The sequence below is a fragment of the Pseudomonas sp. KH_046_2 genome (genome assembly GCF_057838985.1).
The window spans coordinates 4,703,098-4,718,779 of record NZ_CM174480.1 but is presented as its reverse complement, the minus strand read 5'-3'; the positions used below and the strand labels follow the sequence as shown (position 1 = coordinate 4,718,779).

Here is a 15,682-nt window from a genome sequence, read left to right as displayed (position 1 = left end):
CAGGTACGTCTTAACCCGAAAAGTTTTGTATGAAATAGTCAACCAAGCACTTGCTTGGTTGACTACGCTTGCTCCAGACCAAAATCACAGGAGCGAGTCGCATGTCTGCTGCTTTTCGTTTGCCACTGGACGTCTTCTACGAGCGTGAGGCCCGTCATCCCCGCCAGCGCTTTCTGGTCCAGCCTGTCGGCGGCGGCCAGGTCGAGACCTTGACCTGGGCCGACGTCGGTCATCAGGCACGCTGCGCAGCCCACTGGCTGCGAGCGCGGGAACTGCCGCAAGGCAGCCATATCGCCCTGATCTCGAAGAACTGTGCGCACTGGATCATTGCCGACCTGGCGATCTGGATGGCCGGACATGTGTCGGTGCCGCTGTACCCCAACCTCACCGCCGAGACCGTTGCCCAGGTGCTCGAACATTCGGAAGCGGCGCTGGCATTCATCGGCAAGCTCGACGACTGGCCAGGCATGTCCCGTGGCGTCAGCCCCGACCTGCCGACCATCAGCCTGCCCCTGCATCCTCCCGGCGACTTTGATTTCAGTTGGGACGATCTGCAACGCAACTCGCCCATCCAGGACAATCCCAAGCCTGACGCCGATCAACTGGCGACCATCATTTACACATCCGGCACCACGGGCATGCCCAAGGGCGTGATGCACAGCTTCGGCAATCTGGGGTTCGCCACCACACGCGGCACTGCATTGTTCGGCCTCAACGAGTCGGACCGGCTGTTGTCCTACCTGCCGCTGTGCCACGTTGCCGAGCGGATGTTCGTCGAACTGGCGTCGATCTATACCGGCCAAACGGTGTTTTTCGCCGAGAGCCTCGATACTTTCCTCACCGACCTGAAGCGTGCGCGCCCGACCGCATTGTTTGGCGTGCCGCGCATCTGGACCAAATTCCAGATGGGCGTGTACAGCAAGATCCCGGCAAAACGTCTCGACTTCCTGCTCGGCCTGCCGATCATCGGCAAACGGGTCGGGCATAAAGTCCTCGCCGGGTTGGGGCTGGATGCGTTGCGTGTTGCATTGTCGGGCGCGGCGCCGGTGCCGCAGACCTTGTTGCAGTGGTACCGCAAACTGGGACTGGATGTGCTGGAGGTCTACGGCATGACCGAGAGTTGCGGCTACTCCCACATCGGCATACCGGGCCAGCACAAACCGGGCTGGATCGGCAAGCCGTGTCCGGACGTCGAAGTGCGGATTGCCGAGACGGGGGAGGTCATGGTGCGCAGTGGTGCGACCATGCTCGGGTATTACAAGGAGCCGGAAAAAACCGCCGACACCATTACCGAGGACGGCTTCCTGCGTACCGGCGACAAGGGCGAGGAGGACGCCGAAGGCAATCTGCGCCTGACCGGGCGCCTGAAGGAAATCTTCAAGACCAGCAAAGGCAAGTACGTGGCTCCGGCTCCGATTGAAAATCGCCTGGCCGTGCATTCGCGCATCGAACAGGTCTGCGTGGTGGGCGATGGCTTGAGTGCGCCGCTGGGTTTGTGCGTGTTGTCGGCGGTCGGCCAGCAGGATGCCGACGGGTCCGCGCGCGCCGGCCTGCATTCGAGCCTGGAAAAACTGCTGGAAGAGGTCAACGGCGCCCTCGACAAGCATGAACAACTTCGGCGCCTGGTGGTGGTCAAGGACAGTTGGGCCGTGGAAAACGGCTTTCTCACCCCGACCTTGAAGATCAAGCGCAACGTGATCGAAGCGGCTTACGGTGAGCGCTTTGAGGAATGGAGCGAGCGCAGCGAAGCGGTGCTGTGGCAGGATTGATCCATGAACAAAACCAACAAGGAAACTCTGCGATGAGCCTGTGGCGCACCACCCCGAACATCGAGCGGTTGAACGCAATCCAGAAAAACACCATTGGCGAAGTGCTGGACATCCGTTTCGAATCCTTTGACGACGAGTCCCTGACCGCCAGCATGGTCGTCGATCACCGCACCCATCAGCCTTACGGCTTGCTGCATGGCGGTGCCTCTGTGGTGCTGGCCGAATCGGTCGGCTCGATGGCCAGCTACCTGTGCATCGATGCCAGCAAGTTCTATTGCGTGGGCCTGGAAATCAACGCCAACCATTTGCGCGGCCTGCGTAGCGGACGGGTGACGGCAGTGGCCAAGCCGATCCACATCGGCCGCACGACCCATGTCTGGGACATTCGACTGACCAGCGATGAGGGCAAGGCCAGCTGTGTGTCACGACTGACCATGGCGGTGGTGCCGTTGGGGGAGACACCGCCGAGCAGATCATAACGTCGACGGCTCTCTCTGCCGGCAGATTCAAATATCGTGGACGCTGTGGCGCCGGGTGATAGTTCTGTCGGGAAATATGGCTTCTGTCGTCTGAACGTCCGCACTCATGCTGTTGGCGACTTGTGGGTTAAGACGACGATACCCATCCTGAGCGGCCTGCATGATCGCGCCTCGATATTCGGTAGCCGCAGAGAGAAGGCCGCTTGCACCGCCGCTCAGGGGGGTGACCAGCGCCCCTCGCTCGGAGTTGGGTAGTGCGGTTGCCAGTTGGGTGATGGCTTCAACGACCCTCGCCGCACCTTAGCTGTACACAGACCCGGTCACCCTGCCGGCCGACCCATATAGGGTATCGAGCGGCGGCGGTGTCTGTAGCGAGAGGGAACCTGCACTGTGCCTGGTTCCCGGATGAAGGCCTCGCAGCCATGTGCCGATGAACCCATCTATCCCCACCATCATGGGAGATAGATAAGAACGACAAAGCCGAGTTGGAGGATCTCGCAATAAAACCAGGTGTGGCTGTAGAGGGCCTAATCGATGAAAAGCTCACTTCCCGGGTAATAGAGTTCTCATCCGAGCGCTTTAGTAACGATCGCTTGAGCAATCGGCTGTCTGACCTCTGTGGGGTGGTAAGGACTGCTTGGGACTGGCTTGGATCATTGCTTCAAATAGGCGCATTCCTTGGGGTAGTCTGGTTCACGATTACTGAGTCACTGACGAATGCCATCTTTGCCTGGTGGATTGTCGGTATCAGGCTGTTCTTTTGGATTGTTGGAGTGCTTTTTGCTTTGGCCTGCCAACTTTTGACGGACCGCTACTCAGCAGACCTGAATTTTACTTAGGGGCGCGATTTTTCGCGTGATCTCGGGCAAAGCGTCAATCCAAATCGTTTTTACACAGCCTCGACCAAAAGCGGCCGCTCAAAGTTCATTACAGAAATGTGGGCGATTCAGTCGATTTCCAGAAGCGTCACGGTACTCATGAGAGTTCCTCCTTCGGTAAAGATAGAAGCCCGGTAAGTCTAGCCATTCAGATGTTCGAAAAATAGAAAGCCTGAACAACAGTACGACGATACCCCATAGGCGGTACCAATGATGGCTATCGTTTTTGCACTACTGAACAAGTCGTGGTGGTGTAATGGCGCCATACGCCGGGCCAATGCCACTTGAGTTAGAAGGGGGGCACTTTGTACTCATTTCAACTAGAATGTACTTTCCTGATCCTCCTACCGCTGAGTCGATGTGGAGGCAAGCAAAAGCCACAATTGGGACAGACGAATGAGTGGATACATTTACAACGATCGGAACCGTAACATACTCGCAGCTTTTGTCCCCTGCCGCACTGCAGTCATTTACCGAGCTGAAAAGTGTATTTTTAGTGCCCGGCTGAATCCAGGTATTAGTCCCGATACTGAGTGGTGTTGGGTTTCCTTCAGTAATAAGATTATTTACTGTTGGAACGTCATCTTTGTCTTGAGTGAATGATGTCCATTGCCCAGATTCGCATGGTCCGTAATGATAGTCTGATCCAATTTTAAATACATAGGGCTTTCCCGTGGCAGGGTCAATTTTCGGTTGATTCGGATTTGAGCTTGAATCCCAAAAATTATCGTACATACATTTAGTCATTACAAAGGGGAGAAGCCCCTGCACAACGGTTCCGGGGCTTGATATTATCGCAGTAGCAGTGGCGGCAATGGGTACGGTGTCAACCCCAAAAATGCGTGCAATAAAAGTATTTACAGGTCCGCCGTTTAGGCCTGTATCTTTTTTGATAGTCACTTGCACAGCTGGAAAATCTGACGCACCCGGAGAAACATGCACGCCACTTGAAGGGTTTGTAACGTCCCAGTAACCGGTTTTAATACTACCGTTGGTTATTTTGACGTTTTCGGTTTTATTCAGTCCAAGCTTCGTATTTGCTCGACTAGATGCTGTGGCGAAATCTGGTGCGCTGCTAGTTGAGTTTTCACATTCAGTGCGCGGTTGTAGACAACCCGCGCCTGCAAGAGCAGTGGCATCAGCGGCGTTTTGAAGTTCGTTACGCACAACGTAAGCATAAGCAAAATCTACAGCCAATGCTGAAAGACCCAATAGTACGGGCAGTGCAAGGACAGCCAAAATCAACACTGCGCCTTGCTGGTTTCTCTTAATCTCAATGTGGCCGGCTATTTTTTTGTGGCTATATTGGCGTGTGGCAATGTTTTTGGTTTCAATCACTGGGCACATGGTGAGCATCCTAAATTGAAGTCACTCATTTAGCATCACTGTTGTTGCCGACAAGTTCATGGGGTTATCGACTACGTGGAGGATACCGCCAAGAATCATAGTGGAGTATTCGTATGAAACCTGGACAGTGAGTGGTTCTCCAAATCCCGTGACTTGCGTAACACTTACCACCGGGGTGACGGGAGATCCAAATGTTATCAAGTTAGAGCCTAGATAATTATTGGCTACACTCTGAATTTGAGCGACGGTGGGTTTCGGCGATTTTAATACTATGCCGGCTCTTGCTGCTTCTCGGCTGGCATTCGTTATTATGGCTTTGTTATAAAGGGCAATACTAAATTCTATAATTACAAATATGATAAGAAAAAGAACTGGCAGCACGAGCGAGAGTTCGACGGCGGCAAGTCCTTGTTGTTTTTTTCTCATGCTAACCACCTTTGCTACCTGTACCTTCTTGTACGACAATGCATGCTCTAGGCTTGCATGCGCCACTTAACTGGTGACTTCGTTGCTTCGTAAAAAAACCAGCCATTTACGTATTTACAATAGATTCATTTGGCCAAAAGTAAAGCCTGTCTAGCGTTAATTTGTGGGGTTTTTGGTTGTGTGGTTGGCTGCTGAAGAAACTGCCGCAGAAGCCAGTTCTCACTCGATCTGACGCATTATCGATAGAAATCAACAATATAAGTCAGTACGCGATACTCACCCATTAATCGAGGGTTTATTTCAAATCGCTCCATGGGGCTGTAGTCATCCAAGTTTTTGCAATATTAATCGCGAATTGAAGTGGTTTGCTTGCTTCGATATAGCCGTACTCTATGGGGCTGAGGGCTATCAGTCGGATTGCGTCAATTGATCGAGTCAGAGTTGTCGCTTGTGTGTAGTGGTCGTCGCTAATGGCCGTTATCTGCCTGATGTAGACGCAGTTAGCCATAGCGAAAAGGTGGATTGAGAGAGCTTGGTGGTACAGAACTGGTACGAACGGAACAGAAGGCTGCTGTAACCCTTTGTCTTAAAGGGTTTTATGGATAGTTATTCCAATCCATCGGATTGATCCAGCTACGCATGGATTCCGGCACGAATTGACTGAACGCACCGTTGAGCCCGGTCAGTACGGAATAGGCAGCGCTGTCCTACCGATGGTCGGCAACCGTTGCCGTACATTGACGTTGTCCCAAGGGAAGTTTGAACCGTGGCCTCTGAGTATTTGCTGTGAGACTTCCCGCGCAATTGACCCCGCCGCCGCACCGATTCGATTGATGGCAACTTGGTTGAGTTCGACCTCTCCAGTATTTCCGCCCCGTCGTTGGCGCTCCAGATCGCTGGCTGGATACCAACAATGAGCCCTAAAACGGCGCCGAACACCACCGCACCAAGATGAATTCTGGTAGCCAGGCCGCCCCCGACAAGCGCGACCGCAAAGCCTTCTATCGCACCCGCTGTTATTTCCAGGCCATTGTTGGTTCGACATGGTCAATCTATATGCCATGGACCATGGCATATAGACTCAGCCCGTCCAATGTGCCACTCGGATCGGCACTTAACCACCGTTGGCACCACGGCACGTAATAACGAAACCCGTAGTAATACAACCCGCTCGCATCCCGTTCCTGTCTCGAGTAACGAAGCGTTTTGTAGTTCGCTTCAACCTTGTTCCTCCCGGCCCACCAACAGGTTCCGCCGTTGGGGGTAGTAGCTTTCCCGCGAGATGATTAAGGCTGCTTCATCGAGTTCGAGGGTGCTGGAACCCAGATGATCGGTGAAGCTGTAGCGTTGTTGGTTTTGAGGGATTCCAGTCGGTTGTCCTTTTTCCCAGTGCAGTACCTGCACCGTGCTGCGTCCGGCCTTGATCGTCACGACGTGCAAGGTCTCATCGGCAGAGGTCCGCATTTCCACACCCGGCAAATAACGGTTTTCGTGAGTGCGGATCAATTTGCCGGTGTAGGCCAGACGGATTTTTCGCTGACGCTGGCCGCTGCCGTCGTACACATAAAACTCGCAATCGTCCGGTCCATCTTCACGCACCACCTGATCGACCTGCCGCAGTTGATTGCGCAGGTCCCATTGCAGGGTTTGCCCCGGTTGAGGCCCGGTACGGTTGCCGTTGAGGTCATGACCGACGGCAATTTCCTGTTCGTCGGGCAGCTCGCCATTGGGCTTCTCGGGGAGGCTGAGGTTGCTGAACCGGGCGACTGCCGTGCGCTCGGTACGGCTGGCGCTGTCCGCCTGATACTGCATGACCGTCAGGTTGCCGGCTTCATCGTAGGTGTAGAAACGCGTGTAATTTACCAGTTGTCCGGAATCGAGGGTGGACTGGAAATCCGGTAGCTGTGGTCCATCCGGCGTGTTGCGCAATTGCCGGCCGCTGGACTCGATCAGTCGGTAGAGGCTGTCGTAGCGGTAGCGGCTGACTGGCTCGATGCGCTGGTTGCGCTGAAAGTGAGTCGCTTCAGCGGCGTCGGTGATGCAGGTGACATTGCCCACCGCGTCGTATTCATAAGTCAGATCCTGCAGGGCCGGTTGACCTGTTACATAGGCTTTCAGGTGTTCCAGTCGGCCATCGTCGGGCCGATAAGTCGCGCATGAAACAACGCCGTTTCCCGCACGCTGTTGTTCGATCTGGCCGAAGGCGTTGTACTGAATGTCCTGGACCAGTGCCGTTGCATCGGCCTGTCCGACAAGGTTCAGGCGAATTTCTCGCAGTTCGCCTGCACAGGTATGAATGAACGTCTGCCGGTTGCCCTATGCATCGGTCTGGCTGACGGGCTCGCTGCCGGCGTCGCTGTTTTGCGAAAGCACGACAGCACCCGACAAACTGAAGACGTTTTGCTGATTGGCTGCCGTCTGACCGTCTTGATGTAAGCGGAACAGGCGTGGATCACGACTAAGAACAGCACGACCGGCGCCGTCATATTCCTGCTGAGTGATGCAAGGCTCCGGTATCGACGCGCTCTCGCGACGGTGATACGCCACACCGCGCACGCTCAGCCCGCGCGGGTCAGATACCTGGATGGCCGGAGTGTTGGCGTGGGGCATCGTGAGTTTGTCCATGGCTCGGCGGGACAGCCCTTCTTATCCACTTGATGCTGGTTGGCAGTCAACTGTCAGAAATAACAGGTGGCGCCCGCAGTGGCGTCATAGCCACGGCAGGTCTCTCATCATTCCTGGCAGTTACGGTCATTGCTGAAGGACGCGGTCTTGCGGACAATCAACGCCTGTTCTCGCTCATGGATTTGCAGGTATGTCGCAACAGATCTTTTTCGCCCACGCCAATGGTTTTCCTTCGGGGACCTACGGCAAGTTGTTTGCGGCGCTGGCACCCGAGTTTCAGGTGGCGCATCTGGAGCAGCACGCCCACGATCCGCGTTACCCGGCGGACGACAATTGGTACAACCTGGTGGATGAGCTGATCCATCACCTGCAACAGCAGGCCGAACCCGTGTGGGGCGTCGGTCACTCCTTCGGTGGCGTGTTGCACCTGCATGCGGCTTTGCGCTGCCCTGAGTTGTATCGCGGGGTGGTGATGCTCGACTCGCCAGTGCTGACCCGCACCGACCAATGGGTGATCCGCGCGGCCAAACGCTTCGGTTTCATCGACCGCTTGACCCCGGCCGGGCGTACCCTGGGCCGCCGTGAAGAATTCGCCGACCTGGAAAGCGCCCGCAAGTATTTCGCCGGAAAAACCCTGTTTCGTGGCTTCGACCCGGAATGCTTCGATGCCTACCTGCAACACGGCTTGCACCAAGTCGGCGACAAGCTGCGCCTGCGCTTTGACCCGGCCACGGAAATCAGCATCTATCGCGGCGTGCCGCACACCAGCCCGGGCAGCACCCGGCAGTTGCAAGTGCCGCTGGCGGTGGTTCGCGGGCACAACAGCCGCGTGGTGATGCGCCATCACGCCAGTTCGGTGGACCGCCTGCCGCTGGGCGAGTCGTTGACCATGCCCGGCGGCCACATGTTTCCGCTCGAACGTCCCCTTGATACCGCTGACATGCTCAAAGGCCTGTTCTACCGCTGGGACGGCCGTCGACAACAGGATTGCGCATGAGCCACGCCGTCGAAGAAGTCCGCCTGAGCCTGCCGCACATCGAACTGGCGGCGCACCTGTTCGGTCCCGAAGACGGTTTGCCGGTGATTGCGCTGCATGGCTGGCTGGACAACGCCAACAGCTTTGCCCGTCTGGCGCCGAAGCTCAAAGGCCTGCGCATCATCGCGCTGGACATGGCCGGTCACGGTCATTCCGGGCATCGCCCGCCGGGCGCCGGTTACGCCATGTGGGACTATGCCCACGATGTGCTGCAAGTCGCCGAACAGCTTGGACTGCGCAAATTTGCGCTGATGGGGCATTCGATGGGCGCCATTGCTTCGCTGATCATCGCCGGGTCGATGCCCGAGCGGGCCACTCACCTGGCGTTGATTGACGGCATCATTCCTCCTACAGACAAAGGTGAAAATGCTGCCGAGCGAATGGGCATGGCCCTGCAGGCGCAACTGGACCTGCGGGAAAAGCGCAAACCGGTCTACGACACCCTCGACCGAGCCATCGAAGCGCGCATGAAGGGCCTGGTGGCGGTCAGCCGCGAGGCCGCCGAACTGCTGGCGCAGCGTGGCCTGATGCCGGTGCCGGGCGGTTACACCTGGCGCACCGACAATCGCCTCACGCTGCCATCGCCGCTGCGTCTTACCACCGAACAGGCCATGGCCTTCGTCCAACGGATCAAGTGTCCTGTAACACTGGTGGTCGCTGCCGACGGCATGCTGGCCAAACACCCGGAATTGCTGGAGCGTCTACCCTTTAGCCGGGAACAGCTGCCAGGCGGCCACCATTTGCACCTCAATGACGAGTCCGGTGCCGATCTTGTCGCAGACTGTTTCAATCGGTTTTTCGCCATTCCTTGACTTGCGCCGGGCAACTGTCGAGGCTTGGCGGGTTGAAAAGGGAGACAACCATGATAGATCTCTACACCGCTGCGACCCCGAATGGCCACAAGGTCTCTATCGTGCTCGAGGAACTTGGCCTGCCCTACACGGTGCATGCCTTGAGTTTCGACAAAAAGGAGCAGAAGTCCGCGGACTTCCTCAAGATCAACCCCAATGGCCGGATTCCGGCGATTGTCGACCGCGCCAACGGCGATTTCGCCGTATTCGAATCCGGCGCCATCCTGATTTACCTCGCTGAACAAACCGGCAAGCTGATGCCATCGGACCCGAAGGGACGTTCGCAGGTATTGCAGTGGCTGATGTTCCAGATGGGCGGGATCGGCCCGATGCAGGGCCAGGCCAACGTGTTCTTCCGCTACTTTCCGGAAAAACTCCAGGGCGCCATCGACCGCTATCAGCATGAAACCCGTCGCCTCTACGAAGTGCTCGACACGCGGTTGCAAAGCGTGGAGTTCCTTGCCGATCAGTACAGCATCGCCGACATCGCCACCTTTCCCTGGGTGCGCGGCTACGAGTGGTCGGGCGTCTCGGTGGAGGGCTTGACGGCGTTGCAACGCTGGATGGCAACCCTGGAGGCCCGGCCGGCGGTGCAGCGTGGTCTGCAAGTACCCGAACGCGCCGATGAAGCCAGTGTCATCAAGGGCGCCCAGGCCATGCTGATCCGATGAGTCTATCCATGCGTTCATTCAGTTTGCTGGTGCTGTGCAGTTTCAGTCCCTTGTTGTTCGCCGCCGATGTTCCGGGCAGTCAGGACCTGCCAATAGTGCCGCGCATGGTCGACGCCCAGATTGTCGACTATCGCCCCGCCGCCGAACTGGAGCGGATCTACCCGTTGGGCTCGATCCGTAAAATCAGTGGCCAGTTACGTTTCGACGGTCAGGTCAGTGCCCGCGGCAACGTCACTTCGGTGACCTACGAGTTGCCGCCGGAGCATTCATCCATCGAGGCGTTCACCGCTGCCCGCGAGGCCTTGCAACAGCAGGACGCCGGGTTGCTCTTTTGGTGCCAGGCGCGCGATTGCGGCGAAAGCAGCCTCTGGGCCAATGAAGTATTCGGCAACGCCAAGCTGTACGGCGCCGACGATCAACAGGCCTATCTGCTGCTGCGTCTTGCCGCTCCACGGGACAACACGCTCGTCGCGCTGTACAGCATCACCCGGGGTAATCGCAAAGCCTACCTGCATGTCGAGCAGTTCGAGGCTTCGGCACCGCTGGGCGAGTTGTTGCCGACCTCCGCGACCTTGCTGCGTGAACTCAAGAGCACCGGCGAGCTCGATTTTTCCACGTTGAACAGCGCACCTGACGAGACCTGGCTGCGCCTGATTTCTCGCGGACTGAATCTGGACACCACCTTGCGGGTCAGTATTTCCGGAGCGAACGCCGAAGCCTGGCGTCAGGCACTGATTGGCCAGGGCGTGCGTGCCGCGCGGATGGAAACCGGAAGTGCCGAAGGCTCTGGCCTGCACATCGAGCTATTGCGCTAGGCTGTACCGGGCGAGCGCGCAAGCTGCGCTCGCCTACTCTTTTGCTGACTGAATTTTTCGAGACTTTTGATGATCAATAACGATCGCCTGTTGGTGCAGATCCTGCTCGTAGTGCTGTTCGGCGCGAGCTTCTGGGTGATGGCGCCGTTCTGGTCGGCGATGTTCTGGGGCGCGGTGCTGGCGTTTGCCAGTTGGCCGCTGATGCGCTTGCTGACCCGTTGGCTCAATGGCCGCGAGTCGCTGGCGGCGGCATTGCTGACGCTGGGCTGGATGGTGCTGGTGGCGGCACCGCTGGTGTGGCTGGGTTTCAACCTTGCCGATCATGTGCGCGATGCCACGGCATTCATCAAGGATGCGCAGGTCGAGGGGCTGCCAGAAGCGCCGCTGTGGCTGGGTTCGATTCCCTTGGTGGGTGAGCGGCTGGTCGGGATCTGGAACAGTATCGATGAGCAGGGCGCGGCGATGATGGTGTCGCTCAAGCCTTATCTGGGGCAGGTGGGTAACTGGTTGCTGGCGCGCAGCGCACAGATCGGCGGCGGCATTCTCGAGTTGACCCTGAGCATCGTCTTCGTGTTCTTTTTCTATCGTGACGGGCCGCGTCTGGCGGCGTTTGTACACACATTGCTGGAGCGGTTGATCGGTCAGCGGGCTGGCTACTACATTGAACTGGTGGCGGGCACGGTACAGCGGGTGGTGAACGGCGTGATCGGCACCGCGGCGGCCCAGGCGATCCTGGCGCTGATCGGGTTCCTGATCGCCGGCGTACCGGGCGCGTTGGTGCTCGGCATCGTGACGTTCATGCTCAGCCTGATCCCGATGGGCCCGCCGCTGGTGTGGATTCCGGCGACCGCGTGGCTGGCCTGGAAAGGTGAGTACGGGATGGCCATATTCCTCGGGATCTGGGGCACATTCGTCATCAGCGGTGTCGACAACGTGCTCAAGCCGTACCTGATCAGCCGTGGCGGTAACCTGCCGCTGGTCATTGTGCTGCTCGGGGTGTTTGGCGGGTTGATTGCCTTTGGCTTTATCGGCCTGTTCATTGGCCCGACATTGCTGGCGGTGGCCTACAGCCTGTTGATCGACTGGAGCAAGACTCAGGCACGGGTTGAAGATCGCCGGCCCTGAAGCTCCAGGGTTTGCAGCCCACTGCTTCCCTGAGGGGCAGTGGGCTTTTTGTTGGTGCGCCAGGCATGGCGCGTTGCGCGCAAGCGCAATCAGCTTGGCTGTGGTGGCCTCGCTGGTGACTTGGAGGTGCAAGTCCTCTACACACCCGGCAAGGGGAAGTGTTAGCCAGAGGCAAGGGTGTCGCGGGTGACTGCGAATCTGAAGGAAGCCCGAGGCAAAATGCTGGCCTGACGAACAGGAAGCGGATTAGGCGGTGCAGCGGGGTAAGAAGGCCAATATCTTCAAAGCCCAATACTTGCGTGTGTCACGAACGCTGGCGTAAGCCAGCGATGCTGTATCGAAGATGGGAGTAGGCCTCCCGAAGTCCGCTTGCAGGAGCTGGCTTCAAACCGCCCGGTGCTGCTGCGTTCAAAAGGCGTGGTGGTGAGCGACCGTGGAAAAGGCGTCAATAAAGGCGTCAGGTACGTATTGAGCAGATGAGCGAAAGCAAACCGTCCGAAGACGCATCGTTAAGGGCTCAAGCGCTGTCAGAACCGAGGCTGGCAAGTAGCCTTGGGAGCAAGTCTGGAGGACTCCTGCTTACCGTCCAGATGGCAGCCGGTGTATAGGCGGCATGAGCTCAATACAGGCTTTGATATGGAACGTGAGAACCTCGCCTTTGATGCCAAGGGAAATGACAAGCGGCTATCACCGCAAGAAAGAATACCGATGCAAAGGCCGAGGGGCGGAGCCATTCGTAGTAGTGATGAAGTTCTTGTAATGAGAATGGAGCGAAGGGATGGCGTTGCCCAGCTCGCTCATGTCGTCAACCGGCTTCGGCGGGGAAGAGCGGCATGAGCGCAGCAAAGTCGTACAGCATTTCCAAACTGATAGTTTGGGAGGCCTTCCAGCGAGTGAAAGCCAATCGAGGAGCCGCTGGGATAGATGAACAATCTATTGCCCAGTTCGAGCAGAAGCTGCAACGGAACCTGTACAAGGTTTGGAACCGCATGTCGTCGGGTTCCTATTTTCCGCCACCGGTTCGGCAGGTGGAAATTCCGAAGCAATCAGGAGGCAAACGCAAGCTGGGTATTCCGACAGTAGCCGATCGGGTGGCTCAGACCGCCGTCAAACTGCTTATAGAGCCGCGTCTGGACTGTCTTTTTCACTCGGATTCCTATGGATACCGGCCGGGAAAATCAGCCAAACAGGCGGTCGAGATCACTCGCAGGCGCTGCTGGAATATGAATTGGGTGGTGGAGTTTGATATCAAGGGGGCTTTTGATCATATCGATCATCAGCTGCTGCTCAAAGCTGTGAGGCATCATGTGAAGGATGTCTGGATTCTGTTGTATATCGAACGGTGGCTTAAAGCGCCGTTTGAGACTGCTGACGGCGTTCAGGTACCACGTGAAAGCGGTACACCCCAAGGTGGGATTGTCAGTCCCTTATTGATGAATCTGTTCATGCACTATGCGTTCGATGCCTGGATACAACGGACTTTTCCAGGTTGTCCATTTGCACGCTACGCCGACGATGCGGTGGTTCACTGCCGTAGCGAAAAGCAGGCGTGTGAGGTCATGGCGGCAATCAAGGCCCGTCTGGAAGAGTGCCTACTGACCATGCACCCGGAAAAGTCGAAGATCGTTTATTGCAAGGACAGTAACCGCAAGGCAGCGTACCCAACGACGCAGTTCACGTTCCTGGGGTTCACCTTCCGGCCACGGGAGGCATGGGGCAATAATGGACGCCGGTTTACCAGCTTTCTGCCCGGAGCCAGTAATGAGGCGTTAAAACGAATGCGTCAACGAACTCGCAGCTGGAATATCCAGCGGCAAACACCAGCCAGCCTTTTTGAACTGTCAACGCAGTACAACGCCATTCTTCGTGGATGGTGGAATTACTATGGAGCTTTCTACAAAACGGTGATGCACAAGGTCTTCAATCACTTTGATTTGAAGCTGCAACGCTGGGCCCGTCGGAAATACAAGCCATTGGCGGGGCGCAAGCGCCGCAGTGCTGACTGGCTCAACCGAATGAAGGAAGCATGTCCATCGTTGTTCGTGCACTGGCATGTCTATGGAGATGAGTCTCGACTGGGCAACGGGAGCCGTATGAGTTGAGAGGCTCACGTACGGTTCTGCGAGAGGCTGAAGGTGAAACTCCTACGGCCTACTTACCACGGAACGCTGTGACGTAGATCCGACGGGCATAAGCAGGAAGGTCGCGCGAATTACCCTGGGAGATCTGTTTAGCCTGCCATGTGCTACCGGCGTCGCGAGACGACGGGATGGGCGACAGAAGTCAGCAGAGGCCGTAGTAGTTGCTCGAAACCGGAGTAATGAAGGGCTGAACCTGCCATGAGTGGATAGTCGGGTGTGATCTCTGTTGGAGCGTAAAGCAGAAACTCCGCGTAGCGGGGGTCGAGACCATCAGGAGGTAGGAGCCGGAAGCTCCGAGGGCCGGTCTGGGCGCTTAGATACCGCAGGCGACACATCAACGGAACCAAGCTCGCTGACGCTGTTTGTCAGTAGGCAGGAACCGCCGTATACGGAACCGTACGTACGGTGGTGTGAGAGGACGGCGGGGGCAACCCCGCCTCCTACTCGATCTGCACAGAGCCTCATCGCGAGCAGGCTCGCTCCCACAATGGATCGGATGGGAGTTCAGATACGCGGCAGGCGAATCACCGCCGTCAGACCACCCGGCCCTGAGGCGGGAAGTGCCATTGAAGGGACCTGTTGCGGTTGCCGAGGGTAGCGGGCCGGGGTGTTGCCGGGCGTGTCGTGTCTGTATCGAACTCGACACAATGGCCTCAAGGGCTAGTCTTGCTGAGCCGTCGCGACGATTTACCGATCATCGGGTCCCGCAGCGGCGCTGGTTCCGCTACAATGCGCGCCGATTTCGACTTGCCTGAGAGCCCACTCATGTCCGCCTGCCAGACTCCTATCATCGTCGCCCTGGATTTCCCTACCCGTGACGCCGCGCTGAAGCTGGCCGATCAGTTGGACCCGAAACTGTGCCGGGTCAAAGTCGGCAAGGAGCTGTTCACCAGCTGCGCCTCGGAAATCGTCGGCACCCTGCGTGACAAGGGTTTCGAAGTGTTCCTGGACCTCAAGTTCCACGACATCCCGAACACCACCGCGATGGCCGTCAAGGCGGCTGCGGAAATGGGCGTGTGGATGGTCAACGTGCATTGCTCCGGCGGTCTGCGCATGATGGCCGCGTGCCGTGAAGTGCTGGATCAGCGCACCGGTCCTAAACCACTGCTGATCGGCGTGACCGTGTTGACCAGCATGGAGCGTGAAGACCTGGCGGGCATCGGCCTGGACATCGAGCCCCAGGAGCAGGTGCTGCGCCTGGCCGCACTGGCGGAAAAAGCCGGGATGGATGGCCTGGTGTGCTCGGCCCTGGAAGCCCAGGCACTGAAAGCGGCGCATCCGTCGCTGCAACTGGTGACCCCGGGGATTCGTCCGGCGGGCAGCGCCCAGGACGATCAGCGCCGCATCCTGACGCCGCGTCAGGCGCTGGATGCCGGTTCCGACTACCTGGTGATCGGCCGTCCGATCAGCCAGGCGGCTGACCCGGCGAAGGCACTGGCCGACGTTGTGGCCGAACTGGCTTAAACACCGTTAAACCTGTAGGAGCGAGCCTGCTCGCGATGGTCGTCAACGATGGCGC

General features: G+C 57.6%; 13 protein-coding genes and 1 pseudogene. 9 read left to right on the top strand and 5 right to left on the bottom strand.

The window, feature by feature from the left end:
* Nucleotides 1-101: 101 nt before the first annotated feature.
* Together AC3IX1_RS21360 and AC3IX1_RS21355 are read left to right on the top strand one after the other, a co-directional pair.
* Nucleotides 102-1,769 carry an AMP-binding protein gene (locus AC3IX1_RS21360; protein ID WP_489385723.1) on the top strand — a complete coding sequence of 556 codons (1,668 nt, stop codon included), beginning with the start codon at nt 102-104 and terminating at the stop codon, nt 1,767-1,769.
* A gap of 32 nt (nt 1,770-1,801) precedes the next feature.
* Entirely contained in the window at nt 1,802-2,248 is a 447-nt protein-coding gene (locus tag AC3IX1_RS21355) for a hotdog fold thioesterase (RefSeq protein ID WP_489385722.1), read from the top strand.
* A 1,109-nt stretch (nt 2,249-3,357) separates the two neighbouring features.
* On the opposite strand, the gene AC3IX1_RS21350 is transcribed toward AC3IX1_RS21355, so the two are convergent.
* The 5 genes and pseudogenes from AC3IX1_RS21350 to AC3IX1_RS21330 form a co-directional block, all read right to left on the bottom strand.
* A complete protein-coding gene (locus AC3IX1_RS21350) occupies nt 3,358-4,473 on the bottom strand; it encodes a TadG family pilus assembly protein (protein WP_489385721.1) in 1,116 nt (371 codons plus the stop codon).
* Nucleotides 4,474-4,494: 21 nt separating this feature from the next.
* A complete protein-coding gene (locus AC3IX1_RS21345; protein ID WP_489385720.1) occupies nt 4,495-4,899 on the bottom strand; it encodes a TadE/TadG family type IV pilus assembly protein in 405 nt (134 codons plus the stop codon).
* A 1,052-nt stretch (nt 4,900-5,951) separates the two neighbouring features.
* Nucleotides 5,952-6,074, bottom strand: a pseudogene (locus tag AC3IX1_RS21340) (RHS repeat-associated core domain-containing protein); the annotation flags it as partial.
* 43 nt (nt 6,075-6,117) lie between these two features.
* Nucleotides 6,118-6,957, bottom strand: a complete 840-nt coding sequence (locus AC3IX1_RS21335) for a hypothetical protein (protein ID WP_489385719.1) — start codon at nt 6,955-6,957, stop codon at nt 6,118-6,120.
* 258 nt (nt 6,958-7,215) lie between these two features.
* The gene (locus tag AC3IX1_RS21330) at nt 7,216-7,524 is read right to left on the bottom strand and encodes a hypothetical protein (protein ID WP_489385718.1); all 309 of its coding nucleotides are present in this window, start codon (nt 7,522-7,524) and stop codon (nt 7,216-7,218) included.
* Nucleotides 7,525-7,714: 190 nt separating this feature from the next.
* Here AC3IX1_RS21330 and AC3IX1_RS21325 point away from each other — a divergent pair, with 190 nt between their 5' ends.
* From AC3IX1_RS21325 to pyrF, 7 genes are all read left to right on the top strand, one after another.
* The gene (locus tag AC3IX1_RS21325; RefSeq protein ID WP_489385717.1) at nt 7,715-8,521 is read left to right on the top strand and encodes an alpha/beta fold hydrolase; all 807 of its coding nucleotides are present in this window, start codon (nt 7,715-7,717) and stop codon (nt 8,519-8,521) included.
* Nucleotides 8,518-9,372, top strand: a complete 855-nt coding sequence (locus AC3IX1_RS21320; RefSeq protein WP_489385716.1) for an alpha/beta hydrolase — start codon at nt 8,518-8,520, stop codon at nt 9,370-9,372. The genes AC3IX1_RS21325 and AC3IX1_RS21320 overlap by 4 nt, the downstream gene beginning before the upstream one ends.
* Before the next feature lie 50 nt (nt 9,373-9,422).
* A complete protein-coding gene (locus AC3IX1_RS21315) occupies nt 9,423-10,082 on the top strand; it encodes a glutathione S-transferase family protein (protein WP_489385715.1) in 660 nt (219 codons plus the stop codon).
* Nucleotides 10,083-10,090: 8 nt separating this feature from the next.
* A complete protein-coding gene (locus AC3IX1_RS21310) occupies nt 10,091-10,897 on the top strand; it encodes a DUF4892 domain-containing protein (RefSeq protein WP_489385714.1) in 807 nt (268 codons plus the stop codon).
* A gap of 69 nt (nt 10,898-10,966) precedes the next feature.
* A complete protein-coding gene (locus AC3IX1_RS21305; protein WP_489385713.1) occupies nt 10,967-12,022 on the top strand; it encodes an AI-2E family transporter in 1,056 nt (351 codons plus the stop codon).
* An 833-nt stretch (nt 12,023-12,855) separates the two neighbouring features.
* Nucleotides 12,856-14,124, top strand: coding sequence for a group II intron reverse transcriptase/maturase (gene ltrA, locus AC3IX1_RS21300; protein WP_489385712.1), 1,269 nt, complete (start codon nt 12,856-12,858; stop codon nt 14,122-14,124).
* A gap of 804 nt (nt 14,125-14,928) precedes the next feature.
* A complete protein-coding gene (gene pyrF, locus AC3IX1_RS21295) occupies nt 14,929-15,627 on the top strand; it encodes an orotidine-5'-phosphate decarboxylase (protein ID WP_223456137.1) in 699 nt (232 codons plus the stop codon).
* The last annotated feature ends 55 nt before the right edge of the window (nt 15,628-15,682 follow it).

What these genes read in the sequence shown, in the direction of transcription:
- AC3IX1_RS21345 (WP_489385720.1), bottom strand. Translation starts at nt 4,899, where the DNA reads ATGAGAAAAAAACAACAAGGACTTGCCGCCGTCGAACTCTCGCTCGTG.
- AC3IX1_RS21360 (WP_489385723.1), top strand. Translation starts at nt 102, where the DNA reads ATGTCTGCTGCTTTTCGTTTGCCACTGGACGTCTTCTACGAGCGTGAG.
- AC3IX1_RS21355 (WP_489385722.1), top strand. Translation starts at nt 1,802, where the DNA reads ATGAGCCTGTGGCGCACCACCCCGAACATCGAGCGGTTGAACGCAATC.
- AC3IX1_RS21310 (WP_489385714.1), top strand. Translation starts at nt 10,091, where the DNA reads ATGCGTTCATTCAGTTTGCTGGTGCTGTGCAGTTTCAGTCCCTTGTTG.
- AC3IX1_RS21315 (WP_489385715.1), top strand. Translation starts at nt 9,423, where the DNA reads ATGATAGATCTCTACACCGCTGCGACCCCGAATGGCCACAAGGTCTCT.
- AC3IX1_RS21350 (WP_489385721.1), bottom strand. Translation starts at nt 4,473, where the DNA reads ATGTGCCCAGTGATTGAAACCAAAAACATTGCCACACGCCAATATAGC.
- AC3IX1_RS21325 (WP_489385717.1), top strand. Translation starts at nt 7,715, where the DNA reads ATGTCGCAACAGATCTTTTTCGCCCACGCCAATGGTTTTCCTTCGGGG.
- AC3IX1_RS21320 (WP_489385716.1), top strand. Translation starts at nt 8,518, where the DNA reads ATGAGCCACGCCGTCGAAGAAGTCCGCCTGAGCCTGCCGCACATCGAA.
- ltrA (WP_489385712.1), top strand. Translation starts at nt 12,856, where the DNA reads ATGAGCGCAGCAAAGTCGTACAGCATTTCCAAACTGATAGTTTGGGAG.
- pyrF (WP_223456137.1), top strand. Translation starts at nt 14,929, where the DNA reads ATGTCCGCCTGCCAGACTCCTATCATCGTCGCCCTGGATTTCCCTACC.
- AC3IX1_RS21330 (WP_489385718.1), bottom strand. Translation starts at nt 7,524, where the DNA reads ATGGACAAACTCACGATGCCCCACGCCAACACTCCGGCCATCCAGGTA.
- AC3IX1_RS21305 (WP_489385713.1), top strand. Translation starts at nt 10,967, where the DNA reads ATGATCAATAACGATCGCCTGTTGGTGCAGATCCTGCTCGTAGTGCTG.